Source organism: Ideonella sp. BN130291, assembly GCF_036231905.1.
Lineage (GTDB): Bacteria > Pseudomonadota > Gammaproteobacteria > Burkholderiales > Burkholderiaceae_C > CAMLIZ01.
Genome location: NZ_JAZARE010000003.1, coordinates 603,259 through 620,440, shown reverse-complemented (window position 1 = coordinate 620,440; position 17,182 = coordinate 603,259). Strand labels below are relative to the sequence as shown.

Annotated in this window: 14 protein-coding genes; 8 read left to right on the top strand and 6 right to left on the bottom strand. The window is 70.6% G+C overall.

Translation table 11 applies throughout. The annotated features are described in order from the left end of the window. The first annotated feature begins 6 nt into the window (after positions 1 to 6). The 6 genes from otsB to VPH43_RS09080 all read left to right on the top strand — a co-directional run bounded on the left by otsB (position 7) and on the right by VPH43_RS09080 (position 7,813). Positions 7 to 762, top strand: a complete 756-nt coding sequence (gene otsB, locus VPH43_RS09105; protein ID WP_328577359.1) for a trehalose-phosphatase — start codon at positions 7 to 9, stop codon at positions 760 to 762. Continuing rightward, positions 746 to 2,563: a glycoside hydrolase family 15 protein gene (locus tag VPH43_RS09100; protein ID WP_328577358.1), complete on the top strand. Its 1,818-nt coding sequence runs from the start codon at positions 746 to 748 to the stop codon at positions 2,561 to 2,563. Before otsB ends, VPH43_RS09100 begins: the two co-directional genes overlap by 17 nt. Before the next feature lie 681 nt (positions 2,564 to 3,244). Next, on the top strand, positions 3,245 to 4,648 hold the full coding sequence (gene otsA, locus VPH43_RS09095; RefSeq protein WP_328577357.1) for an alpha,alpha-trehalose-phosphate synthase (UDP-forming): 1,404 nt from the start codon (positions 3,245 to 3,247) through the stop codon (positions 4,646 to 4,648). Positions 4,649 to 4,717: 69 nt separating this feature from the next. After that, positions 4,718 to 5,539, top strand: coding sequence for an endonuclease/exonuclease/phosphatase family protein (locus VPH43_RS09090; RefSeq protein WP_328577356.1), 822 nt, complete (start codon positions 4,718 to 4,720; stop codon positions 5,537 to 5,539). Continuing rightward, on the top strand, positions 5,536 to 6,804 hold the full coding sequence (clsB, locus tag VPH43_RS09085) for a cardiolipin synthase ClsB (RefSeq protein WP_442909244.1): 1,269 nt from the start codon (positions 5,536 to 5,538) through the stop codon (positions 6,802 to 6,804). The genes VPH43_RS09090 and clsB overlap by 4 nt, the downstream gene beginning before the upstream one ends. Next, positions 6,797 to 7,813, top strand: a complete 1,017-nt coding sequence (locus tag VPH43_RS09080) for a lysylphosphatidylglycerol synthase domain-containing protein (RefSeq protein ID WP_328577355.1) — start codon at positions 6,797 to 6,799, stop codon at positions 7,811 to 7,813. Before clsB ends, VPH43_RS09080 begins: the two co-directional genes overlap by 8 nt. A gap of 24 nt (positions 7,814 to 7,837) precedes the next feature. Here the strand turns inward: VPH43_RS09080 and VPH43_RS09075 are convergent, their stop codons facing one another. The 6 genes from VPH43_RS09075 to VPH43_RS09050 are packed head-to-tail and all read right to left on the bottom strand — an operon-like array spanning position 7,838 to position 14,253. Next, positions 7,838 to 8,263, bottom strand: coding sequence for a ParB N-terminal domain-containing protein (locus VPH43_RS09075; RefSeq protein WP_328577354.1), 426 nt, complete (start codon positions 8,261 to 8,263; stop codon positions 7,838 to 7,840). Then, positions 8,260 to 9,660 (bottom strand): MATE family efflux transporter, encoded by a 1,401-nt coding sequence (locus VPH43_RS09070; RefSeq protein WP_328577353.1) that lies wholly within the window; start codon positions 9,658 to 9,660, stop codon positions 8,260 to 8,262. Before VPH43_RS09070 ends, VPH43_RS09075 begins: the two co-directional genes overlap by 4 nt. Then, the gene (locus tag VPH43_RS09065; protein WP_328577352.1) at positions 9,657 to 10,778 is read right to left on the bottom strand and encodes a cysteine synthase family protein; all 1,122 of its coding nucleotides are present in this window, start codon (positions 10,776 to 10,778) and stop codon (positions 9,657 to 9,659) included. Before VPH43_RS09065 ends, VPH43_RS09070 begins: the two co-directional genes overlap by 4 nt. A 14-nt stretch (positions 10,779 to 10,792) precedes the next feature. Next, on the bottom strand, positions 10,793 to 12,196 hold the full coding sequence (locus tag VPH43_RS09060) for a Y4yA family PLP-dependent enzyme (RefSeq protein ID WP_328577351.1): 1,404 nt from the start codon (positions 12,194 to 12,196) through the stop codon (positions 10,793 to 10,795). Beyond that, positions 12,193 to 13,191, bottom strand: coding sequence for an ornithine cyclodeaminase family protein (locus tag VPH43_RS09055; RefSeq protein WP_328577350.1), 999 nt, complete (start codon positions 13,189 to 13,191; stop codon positions 12,193 to 12,195). Before VPH43_RS09055 ends, VPH43_RS09060 begins: the two co-directional genes overlap by 4 nt. Positions 13,192 to 13,200: 9 nt before the next feature. Further along, the gene (locus VPH43_RS09050; RefSeq protein WP_328577349.1) at positions 13,201 to 14,253 is read right to left on the bottom strand and encodes a TauD/TfdA family dioxygenase; all 1,053 of its coding nucleotides are present in this window, start codon (positions 14,251 to 14,253) and stop codon (positions 13,201 to 13,203) included. 99 nt (positions 14,254 to 14,352) lie between these two features. Between VPH43_RS09050 and VPH43_RS09045 the strand changes: the two genes are divergently transcribed. Together VPH43_RS09045 and VPH43_RS09040 are read left to right on the top strand one after the other, a co-directional pair. Then, the gene (locus VPH43_RS09045) at positions 14,353 to 15,060 is read left to right on the top strand and encodes a hypothetical protein (protein WP_328577348.1); all 708 of its coding nucleotides are present in this window, start codon (positions 14,353 to 14,355) and stop codon (positions 15,058 to 15,060) included. Beyond that, the gene (locus VPH43_RS09040; protein WP_328577347.1) at positions 15,057 to 17,180 is read left to right on the top strand and encodes a TonB-dependent siderophore receptor; all 2,124 of its coding nucleotides are present in this window, start codon (positions 15,057 to 15,059) and stop codon (positions 17,178 to 17,180) included. Before VPH43_RS09045 ends, VPH43_RS09040 begins: the two co-directional genes overlap by 4 nt. Positions 17,181 to 17,182 lie beyond the last annotated feature (2 nt).

The window sequence follows — 17,182 nt, the reverse complement described above, 5'->3', positions numbered from 1 at the left end:
CCCGTGATGCCGATTTCCCCGCCACTGAACGATGACCACGCCCTGTTTCTCGATTTCGACGGCACGCTGGTCGACATTGCCCCCAGCCCGGACCGCATCGTCGTCGATCCGGCGCTCACGCACGCTCTCGCCCGCCTGAGCGAGCGCCTGGGTGGCGCGCTGGCCATCATCTCCGGCCGCCCGATTGCCGAACTTGACCGCTGGCTGGCGCCGCTCACATTGCCGGCGGCCGGCATTCATGGCGCGGAGCGCCGGCGGGCGGCGGGCACCGTTGAGCGCCTGCCCACGACGGCGCTGGACGCCATCGCCACCCGTGCGGAGGCGCTGGCGGCCACCCACCCCGGCCTGCGCGTCGAACGCAAGGGCGCCGCGGTGGCCCTGCATTACCGCGAGGCGCCCCAGTGGGAGGCGGCCTGCCGCGAGGCGATCACCCAGGCGCTGGCTGGCGCGCCCGGGCTGCAGCTGCTGGACGGAAAGATGGTGCTGGAGGTGCTGCCGCGCGGCGTGAGCAAGGGCCATGCGATCGAGGCGTTTCTGGCCGAGCCGCCGTTTGCCGGCCGCCAGCCACTCTTCCTGGGCGACGACGTGACCGACGAAGCCGGCTTCGAGGTGGTGCAGCGCCTCGGCGGCGTGGCGGTGAAGGTCGGCCCGGGCCCCACCATCGCCGCACAACGCATCGACGGTGCCGCCGCCGTGCGGCGCTGGCTGCTGGCCGCTGCCCATCCACCCAAGGACATCACTCACCATGCCGCAAGCGCCTAGGGGTTACGGCCCCAGCACCCTGCCCAATTCACTCGAGCTGGGCGTCATCGGCAACTGCAGTTTCACCGCGCTGGTGGACCGCCATGCGCGCATCGTGTGGTCCTGCATGCCGCGCTTCGACGCCGACCCGGTGTTCAACGCCCTGCTGGACCCGAGCGACGCGGCCAGCGCCTGGAGCGTGGAGCTCGAAGGCCAGGCGCGCAGCGAGCAGGTGTACGAGCCCAACACCGCCGTGCTGGTCACCCGCCTGTGGGACGCGCATGGCAACGGCATCGAGGTGACCGACCTGGCGCCGCGCTTCTTTGCGCGCGAGCGGGTGTTCCGCCCGGTGCAGATCGTGCGGCGCCTGCGCCCGATCGCCGGCCAGCCGCGGGTGCTGATGCGCCTGCGCCCGCGCTTCGACTGGGGCCGCGCGATCCCCACGCTCACACGCGGCAGCCACCACGTGCGCTACGTGGGGCCCGACATGGTGCTGCGCCTGACCACCGACGCGCCGCTGGCCTATGTGCTGGACGAAACACCCTTCCTGCTGGATGCGCCCATGGATTTCATCCTGGGGCCCGACGAGACCCTGGACGCCGGTGTGCGCCAAGTGGCCGACGACCTGCATTCGCGCACGGCACGCTACTGGCGCAACTGGGCGCGTGCACTCACCCTGCCGCTGGAGTGGCAGGACGCGGTGGTGCGCGCCGCCATCACGCTCAAGCTCTCGCTGTACGAGGACACCGGCGCCATCGTGGCCGCGATGACCACCAGCATCCCGGAGGCGCCGGGCAGCGCGCGCAACTGGGACTACCGCTTCTGCTGGCTGCGCGACGCCTTCTTCGTGGTGCGGGCGCTCAACAGCATCAGCGAAGTGGCCACCATGGAGGAATACCTGCGCTGGCTGGGCAACGTGATCGCCGGCGAGGACCTTCGCCATGTGCAGCCGCTGTACGGCATCGGCCTGGAGAAGCACCTCACCGAAGGCGTCGTGGAGCACCTGCCGGGCTACCGCGGCCATGCGCCGGTGCGCGTGGGCAACCAGGCCTACGAGCACTTCCAGCACGACGTGTACGGCAACATCATCCTGGGGGCAGCCCAGGCCTTCCACGACACCCGCCTGTTCCGCCGCGCCGGCCTCAACGAATTCCAGCAGCTCGAACGCATGGGCGAATTGGCCTGGGGCGTGCACGACTCGCCCGACGCCGGCATGTGGGAGCTGCGCACGCGGGCGCGCGTGCACACCTCGTCGGTGCTGATGAACTGGGCCGCCTGCGACCGCCTGGCCAAGATCGCGGTGGCGCTCGGCCTGCCCGAGCGCGCCACCTACTGGGGCCAGCGCGCGCAGCACATCCGCGACCGCATCCTGCGCGAATCGTGGAGCGAGAAGCGCCAGGCCTTTGCCGAAAGCTTCGGTGGCAGCGAGCTCGATGCCAGCGTGCTGCTGATGGCCGAGGTGGGTTTCATCGACCCGCGCGACCCGCGCTTCGTGTCCACCGTGGATGCGATGGAAAAGACACTCGCCGACGGCCCCTTCATGCGCCGCTACGAGGCCGCCGACGACTTCGGCAAGCCCGAGACCTCGTTCAACATCTGCACGTTCTGGCGCATCGACGCCCTCGCGCGCATCGGCCGCCATGCCGAGGCTCGTGCGATCTTCGAGGCCATGCTGTCGGCCCGCAACCACCTGGGCCTGCTGTCGGAGGACACCCATCCGATCACCGGCGAGATGTGGGGCAACTTCCCGCAGACCTATTCGATGGTGGGCCTCATCAACGGTGCCACAAGGCTGTCACGGCCGTGGGACACGGTGATATGAGGAAAGCATTCGGGCTACCGAGCGGGCAAGGCGGCGTGCAGGCAGCCGTCGGGGCTTCATCTGAGCCGGTCGCCGCCTTTGGCGGCGACTACCCTGCGATGCTCGGGCCGGGCAGGTGGCTGCGGAACTCGCCCTTATGGCCCGCTGCGCGGGCCAACGGAGCTCAAACAGTCCTCGCCACCGCCACGCTGCGCGCGGCGGAGCCTGCCCGGCCCTGCGCTTCTCGGCGGCTCAAGGCGCCCCGCCGGCTGCCCGCACGCCGCCTTGCTGACTCCACTGTGGGTTCGCCACGAAGCAATTCCCGGTGGAGGTGCTCCAACGGTGTTGCAAGGGCATGGGCGGGTGTGGCGGTGGGCGCCTCGCAGGCGTCGAGCAGCGCAGGGCCTCGAGGGTTGCCCGCCGCGCGAGCGGCGGGTTGGCGAGGACTGTTTGAGCTCCGTTCGGCCGCGCAGCGGCCGATAAGGGCGAGTTCCGCAGCCGCCCTCGGGGCCCGAGCAGCGCAGAGCAGTCGGCCCGCCAGGGCCGACCGCCGGGATGAAGCCCTCCGCCACGCCCGCCCACGCCCTTGCCGCTCCCTTCATGGCGGCCCGCATGAAGCCACGATGGCTGGCCGTCAGCAAACTCACTCCCCCGCACGCGAATGAAGTTCCCAACAGACTCCCGCACAGAAGGAGCACCGCCATGGCACGCGTAGTCGCTGTCTCCAATCGCCTCGCCGACCCCCGCAAGACCGCCGCCGGCGGCCTGGCCGTGGCGCTCGGTCCCACCCTCAACGAGACGGGAGGCTTGTGGTTCGGCTGGAGCGGGCGCATCGTCGACGACCGCACCGAGCCGGCGCAGTTGCTCAAGGCGCAGCTGCGCAATTCGGGCAACGTGACACTGGCCACCGTGGACCTCACGCAGTCGGACCACGACACCTATTACCTGGGCTATTCCAACAGCGTGTTGTGGCCGGTGTTCCACTACCGGCTGGACCTGGCGGAGTTCCGCAGCGACTACCTCGACGGCTACCGGCGCGTGAACCGCCAGTTCGCGCAGGCGCTGCTGCCGCTGCTGCGCGATGACGACGTGATCTGGGTGCACGACTACCACCTGATTCCGCTGGCCGCCGAGCTGCGCACGCTGGGCTGCAAGCAGCGCATCGGCTTCTTCCTGCACATTCCGCTGCCCCCGCCGCTGATCCTGGCCGCGCTGCCGGCGCACGACTGGCTGCTGCGCTCGCTGTTCGCCTATGACCTGCTGGGCCTGCAGAGCGAGGCCGATGCGGCCCATTTCGCCGGCTTCGTGATGAGCGAGGCGAGGGCGCATGTGCTGCCCGACCACCGTTTCCATGCGTTCGGCCGGGTGCTGCGGGCGCAGGCGTTCCCGATCGGCATCGACGTGCAGGAGTTCCGCGCCCTGGCCGCGGCCGACGAGGCGGTGGAGACCTGGCGCAACACCAGCGAGCAATATGCCAAGCGCCAGCTGCTGGTGGGCGTGGACCGGCTGGACTATTCCAAGGGCCTGCCGCAGCGGCTGCAGGCCTTCAACGAGATGCTGCATCGCTACCCGGTGCATCGCAACAGCGCCACCTTGATCCAGATTGCCTCGCCGTCGCGCTCGTCGGTGGAAGCCTATGCGCAGATCCGCACCCAGCTGGAGCTGCTGTGCGGCTCCATCAATGGAGAGTTCGGCGAACTGGACTGGATGCCGGTGCGCTACCTCTACCGCACCATCTCACGCCGGCGGCTGCCCGGCCTGTACCGCGCCAGCCGGGTGGGGCTGGTGACGCCGCTGCGCGACGGCATGAACCTGGTGGCCAAGGAATACGTGTTGTCGCAGGAGCCGGAGAATCCCGGCGTGCTGGTGCTGTCGCGTTTCACCGGCGCGGCCGAGCAGCTGCGCGAGGCCTTGCTGGTGAACCCCTACGACATCTCCGCCACCGCCGATGCGATCGAGCGGGCACTGCACATGCCGCTGGCCGAGCGGGTGGAGCGGCACCAGGCGCTGCTGAAGAACGTGGTGCGTTACGACGTGCAGTGGTGGCAGCGCCAGTTCCTTGCCACCCTGCAGGAGCGGGCCGAGGAATCGCACGCCGCCGTGTAGGCGATCGCCGACGTGCAAAGCCGTGCCGCAGCGACAGCGCAGGCCGGGCCGCCGCGGCACAGTGGCGGGATGTCCCCACGAGACTTCCCGCGCCCCGGTGTGCAGATCCCGGCTTCCACCGGCGAACAGGCCGACACCGACGCGCGCTTTGCCTTTCGCGTGCTCACCGTCAATGCCCACAAGGGCTTCGGTGCTTTCAACCGCCGGTTCATCCTGCGCGAGCTGCGGGAGGCGGTGCACGCGGTGCAGGCCGACGTGGTGTTCCTGCAGGAAGTGCTGGGCCAGCATGCCGGGCACGCTGCCCGCTACGAGGAATGGCCGGACGCACCCCAGTACGAGTACCTGGCCGACACCATGTGGACCGACATGGCTTATGGCCGCAACGCGGTGTATCCCCACGGCCATCATGGCAATGCCCTGCTGTCGCGTTTTCCGATCGTCCACCACATGAATCACGACGCCTCCCATCCCGGTGACGAGACCCGCGGCCTGCTGCACTGCGTGCTGCAGCCGCCCGGTGGCGTGCCGCCAGTGCACACCGTGTGTGTGCACCTGGGGCTGCGTGAATCGCACCGGCGACGCCAGCTGGCCCAGCTGTGCGAACTGGTGAACAACGAGATCCCGGCCGACGCGCCCGTGGTGGTGGCAGGCGACTTCAATGACTGGCGGCTGCAAGGGCATCGCCAGCTGATGGAATGCCTCAACCTGCGAGAGGTGTTCGTCAGCGCCCACGGCGAGCCGGCCCGCACCTTCCCGTCGCGCCTGCCGATGCTGCGCCTGGACCGCATCTACGCCCGCAACGCCAGTGCCCACAGCCCGGTGACGCTGCCGCGCAAGCCATGGTCGCACCTGTCGGACCATGCCCCGCTGGCCGCGGAGATCCACGTATGAGTGGAATCACCCGCGAGCGCCTGATGTCGCGCCTGCCGCGCCCGCAGCGGGCCTGGACGTCAGGCAATTCCATCGAGCTGCTGGAAAACGGTGAACAGCACTTTCCCGCGGTGTTCGACGCCATCCGGCAGGCACGCCACGAGGTCATCATCGAGACCTTCATCCTGTTCGAGGACAAGGTGGGCCTGGAGCTGCACCGGGTGCTGCTGGAGGCGGCCGCGCGCGGCGTGTCCATCGACCTGCTGGTCGATGGTTTCGGCTCGCCCGACCTGTCCGACGACTACCTGGCGGCGCTGATGCATGCCGGCGTGCGGGTGCGCGCCTTCGATCCGCGGCCGCCGCTGTTCGGCCGCCTGCGCACCAACATGTTCCGCCGCATGCACCGCAAGATCGTGGTGGTGGACGGCGAGGTGGCCTTCGTGGGCGGCATCAACTTCAGCGCCGACCACCTGGGCGACTTCGGCCCGGAGGCCAAGCAGGACTATTCGGTGCGCCTGCGCGGGCCCATCGTCGCGCGGATCCATGCCTTCGCACGCAGCCAGATCCGCCCGCGCCCGCCGTGGCCGGAGCTGCCGCCGCCGCAGCCCGCCGGCGATGCGGAAGTGATGTTCGTCATACGCGACAACTTCCATCACCGCGACGACATCGAGCGCCAGTACCGGGCCGCGATCCGCGCGGCGCGGCGCGAGGTGATCATTGCCAACGCCTACTTCTTCCCCGGCTACCGGCTGCTCAAGACCATCCGCCAGGCGGCCCGCCGCGGCGTGCGGGTGCGCCTGATCCTGCAGGGCCAGCCGGACATGAAGATCGTGAAGACGGCGGCCGGCCTGCTGCACGGCCACCTGCTGCCGGCCGGCGTGGAGATCCATGAGTACTGCAAGCGGCCCCTGCACGGCAAGGTGGCGCTGGTGGACGACAGCTGGGCCACGGTGGGTTCCAGCAACCTCGATCCCTTGAGCCTGTCGCTCAACCTCGAGGCCAACGTGATGACACGCGACCGGGCCTTCATCGCCGAGCTGCGCCAGAACCTGGAAGGCCTGATGGCCAACCACTGCACCCAGGTGCAGGTGCAGCCCGAAGGTGGGCGTGGGCGCTGGGCCATGCTGCTGGACGCGCTGGCCTACCACCTGACGCGCCATTTCCCGGCGTGGGCCGGCTGGCTGCCGGCGCACCGGCCCAAGCTGACGCCGCTGCGGCCCAGCACGCCGCCGGCCTTGAGCGAGCCACCGCGTTCCGGCGAGGTGGAAAGCCACCGCCATGCGTGAGCAGGCCCTGCCCCCCGGCGAGGCGATCGACGACCTGGCGGACGATCCGCTGATCCGTCCGCACAAGCCGCCGTGGCGCCGCCTGCTGGGCCGTGGCATCGCCATCGCGCTGGCGCTGGCCGTCGGCTGGCTGGTGGTGGACCGGGCGCGCAAGGTGGACTGGTCGGCCGTGTGGCAGGTGCTGCTGGGCTACCCGGTCACCACGCTGCTGGCCGCCCTGGCGTTTGCAAGCGCGGCGCACCTCACCTACGCCACCTACGACCTGCTGGCCCGGCGCTACCTGGACCACCAGATTCCCCCGTTGAAGGTGGTGGGCGTCGGCCTGGTGTCGTACGCCTTCAACCTCAATCTCGGTGCCCTGGTCGGTGGCTTCGCGTTCCGCTGGCGCCTGTATTCGCGCCTGGGCCTCACCTCGATGGAGGCGGGCCGCGTCTTCATGTTGAGCCTGCTCACCAACTGGAGCGGCTACATGGTGCTGGCCGGCGTGCTGCTGGCCACGCGCTCGTTCGAGCCACCGGCCCAGCTGGGGCTGGACCCGGAGCTGGCGCAGCTGGCCGGTATCGCGATGCTGGCGGTGACCTTGCTGTACGTGCTGTGGTGCGCCACCGCGCGGCGGCGCCAGCTGCACTGGCGGGGACGCGAGTTCGAGCTGCCCACCGGCCGCCTGGCGCTGGAACAGGTGGCCCTGTCGGTGCTGCACTGGGCGCTCACCGGCGCGGTGATCTGGACCTTGATGCCGGGCCATGTGCCCTACGGCACGGTGTTCGGCACGCTGCTGTGCGCGGCGGTGGCCGGCGTGGCGCTGCATGTGCCGGGCGGGCTGGGTGTCATCGAGGCGGTGTTCATCGCCACCCTGGGTGACCGTGTGCCGGAGGGCCAGCTGATCGCGGCATTGCTGGCCTACCGTGCCGCTTTCTACCTGCTGCCGCTGGCAGGGGCGACCGCGATGCACTTCGGCCTGGAGGCCATGGCGCGCCGGCACCGCCTGCGCGCAGGCTCCCCCCGCTGAGCAACACGGCCGCGTGCGGGCTGATCACGCCAGCAACGCGATCGGGATGTGGCTTTGCGGCAGCGGCGGGTCAAAACGATGGCGGGTGGTCTTGAAAGGCAGCAGTTCCCGGCCGCTGGCGAGCGACAGGACGCGCCGGGTGTCGAAGGGCAGGTTGCTGCGCCAGCAGCGCACCGCCACGCGGCGGTCGCCATAGTGCAGCGGGATGCAGGGCAGCCGCCGCAGGCCCAGCAGCCGCGCCGCCTGCAGGCGATGGTTGCCATCCATCACCAGGCCCGTGCTGGATTCGATCGGCATCGGTGCCAGCCAGTGGCCCTGGAGGTGGATGGTGCGGGCCAGCTGGCGCACGTGGTCTTCATCCACCTGTTCGGTTGCCTGGAAGAACTCGATCGTGCGGATGGCCACGACATAGCCGGCCACTTCGCTCACGGGGGCTGCGGAGATCGTCATGCGGTGGACTCCTTCTTCAGTGCGCCCAGCGAGTCGCTGGCGCGTGGCCCCGGCGCGGCGGTGAGGCGATGGAAGCGCAGCAGCAGCTGTGCGGCCGTGGCCGCCAGGCCGACCAGCAGGCCCAGCCACAGCCCGGCCACACCCAGGCCGGCCTGGCCGGCCAGCAGCCAGGCGCTGCCCAGGCCGAGGCCCCAGTAACCCAGCAGGGTGCGAAAAAAGGCGCTCGTGGTGTCGCCCACCCCGCGCAGCAGCCCGATGGCGATGTTCTGGCTGGCGTCGAAGAACTGCAGCAACGCGGCCAGCCAGAGCAAGGGGGTGGCCACCACCAGCAGCGTGGCCGTGTCCGCGCCCGGACGCACGAAGGCGGACAGCACGAGCCGGGGCGCCGCCAGGTAGACGGCCGCTGCACCGGCCATCGCCAGCCAGCCGAGCGCCAGCCCGGTCCAGCCCAGGCGGCGCACGGTGGCGGTGTCGTGGCGCGCCCACGCGGGGCTGATGCTGATGGACACCGCATGCGAGATGCCAACCGCGACCATGAACACCACATACACCGCCTGGTTGACCACGGTGTGCGCGGCCAGCGCGGTGGCACCCAGGGTGCCGGCCAGCAGGCTCAGCACGGAGAAGAAGCCGGCCTCCGAGCCATAGGTGGCGGCCACCGGCAGCCCCAGCGCGAGCGTGCGCTTGAGCGCCGCCCGGCTGGTGCGCCAGATGCGCAAGCACAACAGCGGCCCGACGGTGGGGTCGCGCCGCGCCAGCATGCAGAAGGCGGCGAACGAGGCCGTGTTCACCAGCGTGGATGACAGGGCGACACCCGCCAGCCCCCATGCGGGCAACCCCCACGCGCCGTCGACCAGCACAAGGTTGAGCCCGATGTTCACCACCACCGAGGCCAGCGTGACCGCCAGCAGGGGCCCGGGCCGGCGCAGGCCGACCATCACGTTGCGCAGCGACTGGAACCACAGCAGGGGCAGGATGCCCGGTGCGGCGAGGGCGAGGTAGCGGGTGCAGCCCTCCACCACGGCGGCATCCTGGCCCAGCAGCCGCAGCAGCGGGCCGGCCAGGGCCATGACCGCCCAGGCGAACAGGCCTGCCAAGGTGGCCACCGCAAAGCCCGCGCGTGCCAGGTCGCGTATCGGGCCGGGCGCGCCGACGCCTTGCCCGGGGGCCGCGGCGATCAGGTTGGCTGTGGGGGTGACCAGGCCGACCCCCATGGTGCGCAGCAGGTTGAACAGGGTCAACGCCAGCCCGCCGGCCGCCAGCTCCAGCGCGCCCAGGTGCCCGAGCATCACCACACTGGTGGTGCCCAGCGCCACCTGGGCCAGCTGCGTGAGCACCAGCGGCCGGGCCAGCGTGCCGATGTGGGCCGCATCCGCCCACCCGCGGCGCAGCATCATGGATGCACCTCTTGGGCCGCGGTCCGCCGCATAGTGCGCACAGCATCGCCCCGGGCCGCCCGCGGCGTGTGGAGGGCGGACGCGCCCATGCCCGCGGTGAGCTGCTCGATCAAGGCATCCAGCTCCTCGCCGACCGCCGGGTCGATCAGGCCCCGTTCGTTCATCCAGTCGTCGTTGAACACCGTGTCCAGGTACTTCTCGCCGCCATCGCACACCAGCACGACGATGGTGCTGTGTGGCGGTGCCACCTCGGCACGCTTGAGTGCCTGGTAGAGCACGCCGCCGGCGGAGCCGCCCAGCAGCAGCGCCCGCGTGCGGGCGATGTAGCGGGCGGTGTTGAAGGCCTGCGCGTCGCTCACCTTCAGGCCTTCGTCGAGCAGGCCGTAGTCCACCAGCTCGCCGATCTCTGCGCCTTCGGGTGTGCCGGTGCCCGACTGGTAGTACGGTGCCCCCGGGCCGCCGAAGGCGATGGAGCCCACCGGCTCCACGCCGATCACACGCACCCCGGGCAGCCGCTGCCTGAGTTCGCGCGCCGTGCCGAACAGCGAACCGCCGGTGCCCACCGCGCCGATCAGGTGGGTGATGCCGGTGCCCAGCGCCTGCTCCAGCTCGTGGGCCACCGCACGGTAGCCGTTGGCGTTGGCCGGGTTGTTGTGCTGCTCGGTCCAGTAGGCGCCTTGTTCGGCGGCGATGCGTTCGGCCAGCGCCTCGCGGTCGGCGGTGGCCAGGCCGTCGCCCGGATGCTCGTTGACGTAGAGCAGCTCGGCACCAAACGCCTGCATCGCGCGCAGCTTGTCCTTGGACGCATGGTGGTCCACCACCGCGGTGAAGCGGTAGCCGCGTTCGGCGGCCAGCAGCGCCAGGCCCATGCCGGTGTTGCCGGAGGTCGATTCGATCACCCAGCCGCCGGGCTGCAGCCGGCCCTGCGCTTCGGCCTCGTCGAGCATCTGCCGCGCCATGCGGATCTTGGCGGTGCCGGTGGGGTTGAACTGCTCCAGCTTGAGCAGCACCCGGGTGCCGAAGCGGGTGGTCAGCAGCTCCATCAGCGGGGTCTGGCCGATGAGGTCGGAGGTGCGGGTGGCCAGGCGGGCCTGGGGTTGCAGCGGATGACGGTCCATGAAGTGGTTCTCCCTTAGATGATTTGAAGCGGGCGCAGCGGCGCCACGCTGTCCAGGCGCCAGTGCAGGCGCTGGCCGGCGTGGAACTCGACGGCCACCTTGCGGGGCAACGGCAGGCCATGGAACGGCGATTCGTTCGAGTCCATCTGGTAGCCCGCGGTGTTGAGGTAGGCGAGCAGGTCGCCAGGCACCGGCCGGCGCGGCAGGCGCAGCTTTCGCCAGCTGACCATGTCGCTGTCCAGGCAGCTGGTGCCGGCCACGCAGGCGATGTACGGCATGGCCGCGTCGCCGCGGTCGGGCAGCAGCAGCGGGTCCGGCAGGTACTCGCTGTCGAACCACTGCTCGGACATGCTGAAGCTGGTGCCTTCGACCGTGAGCACGCCGTAGCCGTCGGGCCGGTCCTTGACACCCTGCACACGAAACAGCGTGAGGCCGGCCTGGTCCAGCAGCGCGCGGCCGGGTTCGAGCAGCAGGCGCACGCCGTGGCGGCGCAGGCGCGCGGACAAGGGCTCCTGCGCACTCGGGCGGGCGGCGAGCACCGCCGCCAGCATGGCGGCACCATGGCATTCGGCGGCATAGGGGTAGAAGCCACCGAAAGCCTTGCCCGCGTGGTAGTGCGCCGGGCCCTGCTGGGCCTGGAAGTCGCGCCAGGCGGCGGGCTCGACATACCGCACCGCAAAGCCGCCGCCGATGTTGATGCAGTCGGCCTGCAGGCCGCGGGCGCGGGCGTCCAGGCAACGCTGCACCAGGGCGTGCGCCGCCTCCGCGCGCTCGGCCGCGGAGTAGCCGGTGAGGTGGAAGGAGAACCCTTCCAGGCCGAGATGCGCCTGCTGGTGGAGACACACATCCAGCGCCGCATCGAGCTCCGCGTCGGCCATGCCGAAGCGGCTGCGCGGTTGGGAGTCGGGCCGCCAGCGCAGCAGCACGCGTGCCCGGCCGTGTTCCGCGGCCGCCGCCAGCGCGCAGGCCTGCAGCTCCTCCAGGCTGTCCATCGCGAGCAGGCTGCCCTGCCGGAGGGCCAGGCGCATCAGCGCCGGTTGTTTGGCCGGCCCGGACACACCGACCCGCGGCCCCGGCACGCCGGCACCCAGCGCCTGTGTCAGCTCCTGCGCGCTGGCGGCGTCCACGCCCAGGCCGAGCCGGGCACACGCCTCGTCCAGGCAGTGCGCCTTGTTCGCCTTCTTGGCGTACAGCACCAGGCCATCCACACCTTCGGTGCGCAGGCACTCGGCAAACGCGGTCGCGTTCTGCGCAAACACCTGCGGCAGCATCAGGTGCAGCGGCGAGCCCAGGCCGTCGACCAGCTCGTGCAGCAATGCGGCGTGCTCGTCGAACAGGCGCTGCACCAGCGGATGCTGCAGTGCCGGCAGCACCAGCCCGGCCGGCGCGGGGCGGCCGGCAGCATGCACGGGTGTCACCACAGCGCCACCTCCCGTCCCAGGCCCTGTGCCAGCGCGCGCTCGGCCATCAGCCGCCCCAGCGCGATGTCGGTCACCACCATGCCGCTGTTGTAGGCAAACACGCGGTGGTGGTCGTCGCGCCGGCCGGGCTGAGTGCCCACCAGGATCTGGGGCAGCTCCGCATTGATGGCCGGCAGCACGCCGTCCACGGCGAGGTCCGTGCCGGTGACCTGCATCTGCTCGGCGCTGGTGGCCACGCGCCAGTCGGCGCGGTGCAGGGCCTGCCTGTCGATGCCGTAGCCGACGAGGATGCACAGTGCGCCGGGGCGCAGCCAGCTGGCGTCCACCGCTTCGGGCGAGGCCGGGCCGGCCGCACCCACCACGATGTCGGCCTCCTGCGCGGCGCGGCGCAGGTCATGCGACACCTCGACCTGGCGGCCCGGGTGGTGCTGGTGCATGGCACTCAGCACCGCGTCGATACCGGCAACGTGGTGCCCGTGCACGATCAGCCGCTGCAGCCCCGGCAGGCGGCGCACCAGGAAGGGCAGCGCCATCGTGCCCTGCACGCCGCAGCCCACCACCAGCGCGGTGCTGGCCCCCGGCCGGGCGCAGGCCTGGGCGATCAGCGCGGAGGCGGCCGGCGTGCGCAGGCTGCCGACCAGGCTGCAGTCCATCAGCGCGATCGGCAGGCCGGTGTGCTCGTCGTACAGCGACAGCGTGGTGTAGTAGCGCTGGTCGGCCTTGTCACCCTCGGGGCCGTGTTTGTAGGAGGTCTTGACCGCCACGGTGCCGCGGTCGCCGTCGCGGCCCAGCATGGCGTAGGCCACGCAGCGGCCATCGGGGGGCTTGACCGTGAGCTTGGCGGGATTGGCGGAGCGGCCTTCGGCAACGGCGCGGTAGGCGCCTTGAACGACCTGCAGCACTTCGTCGAGCTCGTAGCGCAGGCTGGCGAGCTCCCGTTTGCTGATGACGCGCAGGCTTGCGCCTGCCTCGGCGGCATGAATGGCTGGCATGGGGGCTCCTCAGACGATGTGGCGGGCGACGGCGTGCTCGCGCAGGGGCATGGAACCGCGCAGGTTCATGGTGACGTTGACGCGCCGCAGCCAGCGGTGGCGCGGCCCGTAGTTGGGCTGGTAGACCGAGCGGCCGTGCACCGCCCGCTTGTTGTCGATCCACAGCATGTCGCCGGGCTCCAGCACCACGGAGCACTTGTGCGCATTGAAGCGCCCGATCAGCCAGTCGAAGGCCGCCTGCGCCTGCGTGTCGCCATCGACGGCACGCATGTAGGCCTCGTCCACCTGGATGAACGGGCGCCGGCGCGAGCCGCTGAGCGCGGGCACCGGGCAAGGCTCGGCATACATGCGGCGGATACGCTCGAAGGCGTCGTCGTCCAGCCGCCAGTGGGCGCTGATGTTCTGGTCCGGCAGGTGGGAGGTGTCCGGCAGCACCACGAAGCGGGGCGCGGACAGCACGGCCCATAGGTCGTCCGGCACGTCGAAGTCGTCGATGGTGGCAAGGATGGTCTCAGCCCGTTCCTCGTTGCGGTAGCAGACGATGGACAGGAAGTCGCAACGGTGCTCGTGGAACGCTTCTTCGTTGTGCCACACCAGCGTCACGCTGCTGCCGCCGCCCAGCTGCTCGCCGCGGTCGCGCTCGATCGGCACGATGTGGCGCAGGAAGCGGCCGTTCTCCTGCGTGCGCCAGCCGAAGATCTCGCCCAGGGCCGAGGTGAGCAGGCATTGCGCGATCTCCTCGCGCAGGGTGGGCGGGTTGCGCCAGGTGGCGTCCCAGTGCGCCGGCGACGGCCCGATGCGGCTGTCGTCCACCGGCACGCCGCGGATCAGCAGCGCACTGCAGGGCAGGTGCAGGTGCTTGAAGCGGTGGGCGAGCTCACGCAAGGGGCGGGGCAGCTCCTGAGCCGCCAATGCGCAGGCGTCGGCGAACTCGGAGGTCTCCACGCTGCCGAAGCTGGCGGCCAGCTGGTCGACCAGCTGCTCGATGCCGGCGCACTCGCGTGGTGTCAGCGGGTGAACGTGGAGGGGCGCACGAACGGGTGTATCGGTTGAATGGGTCATCGAGTCTTCCCTGAGCTCTTGGTGTTGTGGACGGAGGCGCATGCTAGGACATAGAATGAGAATGATTCGCATTTGCCTTTATCACGACATGGAGATCGCATGAGACCCACATTGCTCGCGCTGGTCAGCGCGTTGGCCAGCCCGCTGGCGATGGCGCACAGCCTCTGGATCGCACCCGCCGGCAGCGGCGAGATGCAGGTGCAGTACGGCGAGCCGGAAATCCGCCTGAACGAACGCAGCCCCGGCAAGCTGGACCACCTGGTGCTGCTGCGTGCCGAGCGCACGGCCGGCGCGCAGACACGGGCGCTGACGTGGCAGCTGCGGGGCACGGGTTTCATGCTGCAGGGTGGCCTGGGGGAGGGCGGCGCGCTGGCGCAGGCGCGATCCACCGGTGTCCGCAACAACCCATCCAGCCCCGGTGGTGTGCACACGCTGTACCACAGCCGGCGCGCGCCCTGGCCGCTGCAGGCGACGCCCGCGGCCATGGCGCTGGACATCGTGCCGGCGGGTGAGCCCAACCTCTTCGCCATCCACTTCCGCGACGCGCCGCTGCGGCAGGGCACGCTGAAGGTGATTGCGCCCAGCCTGTGGATCCAGGTGCACGACATCGACACGCAGGGGCGGGTGCGCATCGACACACCCTGGCGCGGCGAGTACGTGCTGGAGGTGGAAACACGCGAGCCGCGCACCGGGGAGGTGAGCGGGCAGCGCTACGACACGCTGGTGCACCGCGCCACCCTGAGCTTTGCCCAGCCCGAGGGGCTGGTGGTCGAGAACCCGCGCCCTGCGCAGTACCGGGCCGAATGAGCATGACCCCGAAGAACTTTCGCTGCACCGGGGTGCATGTGGCCGCGATGGCAGCCATCGCCTGCGTCCACAACGCGCAGGCCCAGGCCGCAGGCGCTGACCACGAGGCCGTGCCGGTCGAGCAGGTGATCATCAGCGCGAAGAAGGAAACGCTGTATGTGAACCGCGACGTGAACGCCGGTGCACTCGGTGTGCAGCCCCTGCACGAGCTGCCGTTTTCCATCGGCTCCTACAGCCGGGAGCTGATCGACAACCAGCGCGCCCGCACCGTGCAGGACGTGCTGAAGAACGATCCGGGCGTGCAGCCGGCCTCCTTCGGCGGGGCCTACGACGGCATCGCCGTGCGCGGGTTCTCGGCGAACGCGCTCAACAGCGTGCGCCGCGACGGCCTGCCGACCAACGTCTACGCCGACATCCCGCTCGAGCACATGGAGCGCGTGGACGTGCTGAAGGGGCTGTCCGGCTTCCTCTACGGCGTGGGCGAGCCCAGCGGGTTGGTCAACTACATCCTCAAGCGGCCCACGCGCCGCGCCTTCACCAGCGTCGACGCCGAGCTGCGCTGCTTCGGCGGACGCTATGCGCATGTGGACACCAGCGGGGCCATCGGCGCCAGCGGCACGCTGGCGTACCGGGTCAACCTGGCCGGCGAAAAGCAAGGCGACTTCACGCATGCGGGTGACCTGTCGCGCGCCACCGCCGGCCTGGCGCTGGATGTGCAGCTGGCGCCCGGCACCCTGCTTCGGCTGGACGCCGACCACCAGCACAAGAAGCTGGCGGCCCAGCCAGTGATCGGCCCGCGCAGCGATGGCACGGTGGTGCCGGCCGACAGCTTCAACCCGCGCACGCTGCTCGGCCAGCCCTGGGGCCAGTACCGCACCGACGCCTCCAACGTCGGCGTGCGCCTGGAACAAGGCCTGGGCCAGCGATGGGACCTGATCGCGCAGCTGGGCTACAGCCGCACCGAGCGCGATGCCGCCTTTCCGGACGTGTACGAGGTGGCTCGCGACGGCACCATCACCAGCGGCGACTACTACTACTCACCCGACCAGCGCTTCACCACCGTCGCGGCCCAGGCCTACCTGAACGGCCACCTCCGCGCCGCCGGCGTGCAGCACGATGTGGTGATCGGTGTGTCCGACAGCCGGCTCAGGACTTCGGACGGCGGCTGGTTCCCGAACGACGGCCTCACGGTGGGCAACATCTTTGCACCGGTCTACAGCGCGCAGCCCGACTTCTCCGACCCACCGGCCAAGAACCAGGGCAGCGCCCGCCAGCCCAGCCTCTTTGCGAGCGACACGATCTCGTTGAACGAACACTGGCGCGTGCTGGCGGGCCTGCGCACCATCGCGTACCGGTCCGAGTCCCGCAGCGCCAGCGGCACGCAGCGCGACTACAGCGCGCAGGTCACGGTGCCCTCGGCTGCGCTGGTGTGGCTGCCGAACAAGGCCGTGACCGCCTATGCGAGCTACACCGAAGGCCTGGAGCAGGGCGCCTACGCGCCCAATGCCGCGAGCAACCGCGGCGAGCGGCTCGACCCCATCCGCAGCCAGCAGATCGAAACCGGTGTGAAGTGGAGGCCGCGGCCTGCGCTGTCGGCGTCGCTGGCCCTGTTCCACATCGACAAGCCCTTGCAGGCGGTGGATGCGAACGATGGTGTCTTCAAGACACTGGGCCGCCAGCGGCACCAGGGCCTGGAGCTGGCCTTGAACGGCGAGCTTGCGCGCGGCCTGCAGGCGGTGGCGGGCGTCAGCTGGCTGGATGCCCGGGTGCAGGGCACGCGGGACGCACGCGAGGGCAAGCGGCCGGCCAACGTGGCGCGGCTGCAGGCCAGTGCCTGGCTCGACTGGCGCGTGGCGGCGCTCCCGGGCCTCAGCGTGAATGGCGGCCTCGTGCACACCGGTGAGCGGGCGCTGGACCAGGCCAACTCGCTCAAGGTGCCGGCATTCACCCGCTGGGACGCCGGTGTGCGTTATGCCGTGCAGGTGGCCGGCGTGCCGAGCGTGTGGCGCCTGCAGGTGCAGAACCTCGCCAACCGGCGCTACTGGGAGAACGTCAACTACGGCGGCGTGCTGGCCGGCGCCCCGCGCACGCTGCGCCTGTCCGGCGAGTGGCTGTTCTGAGC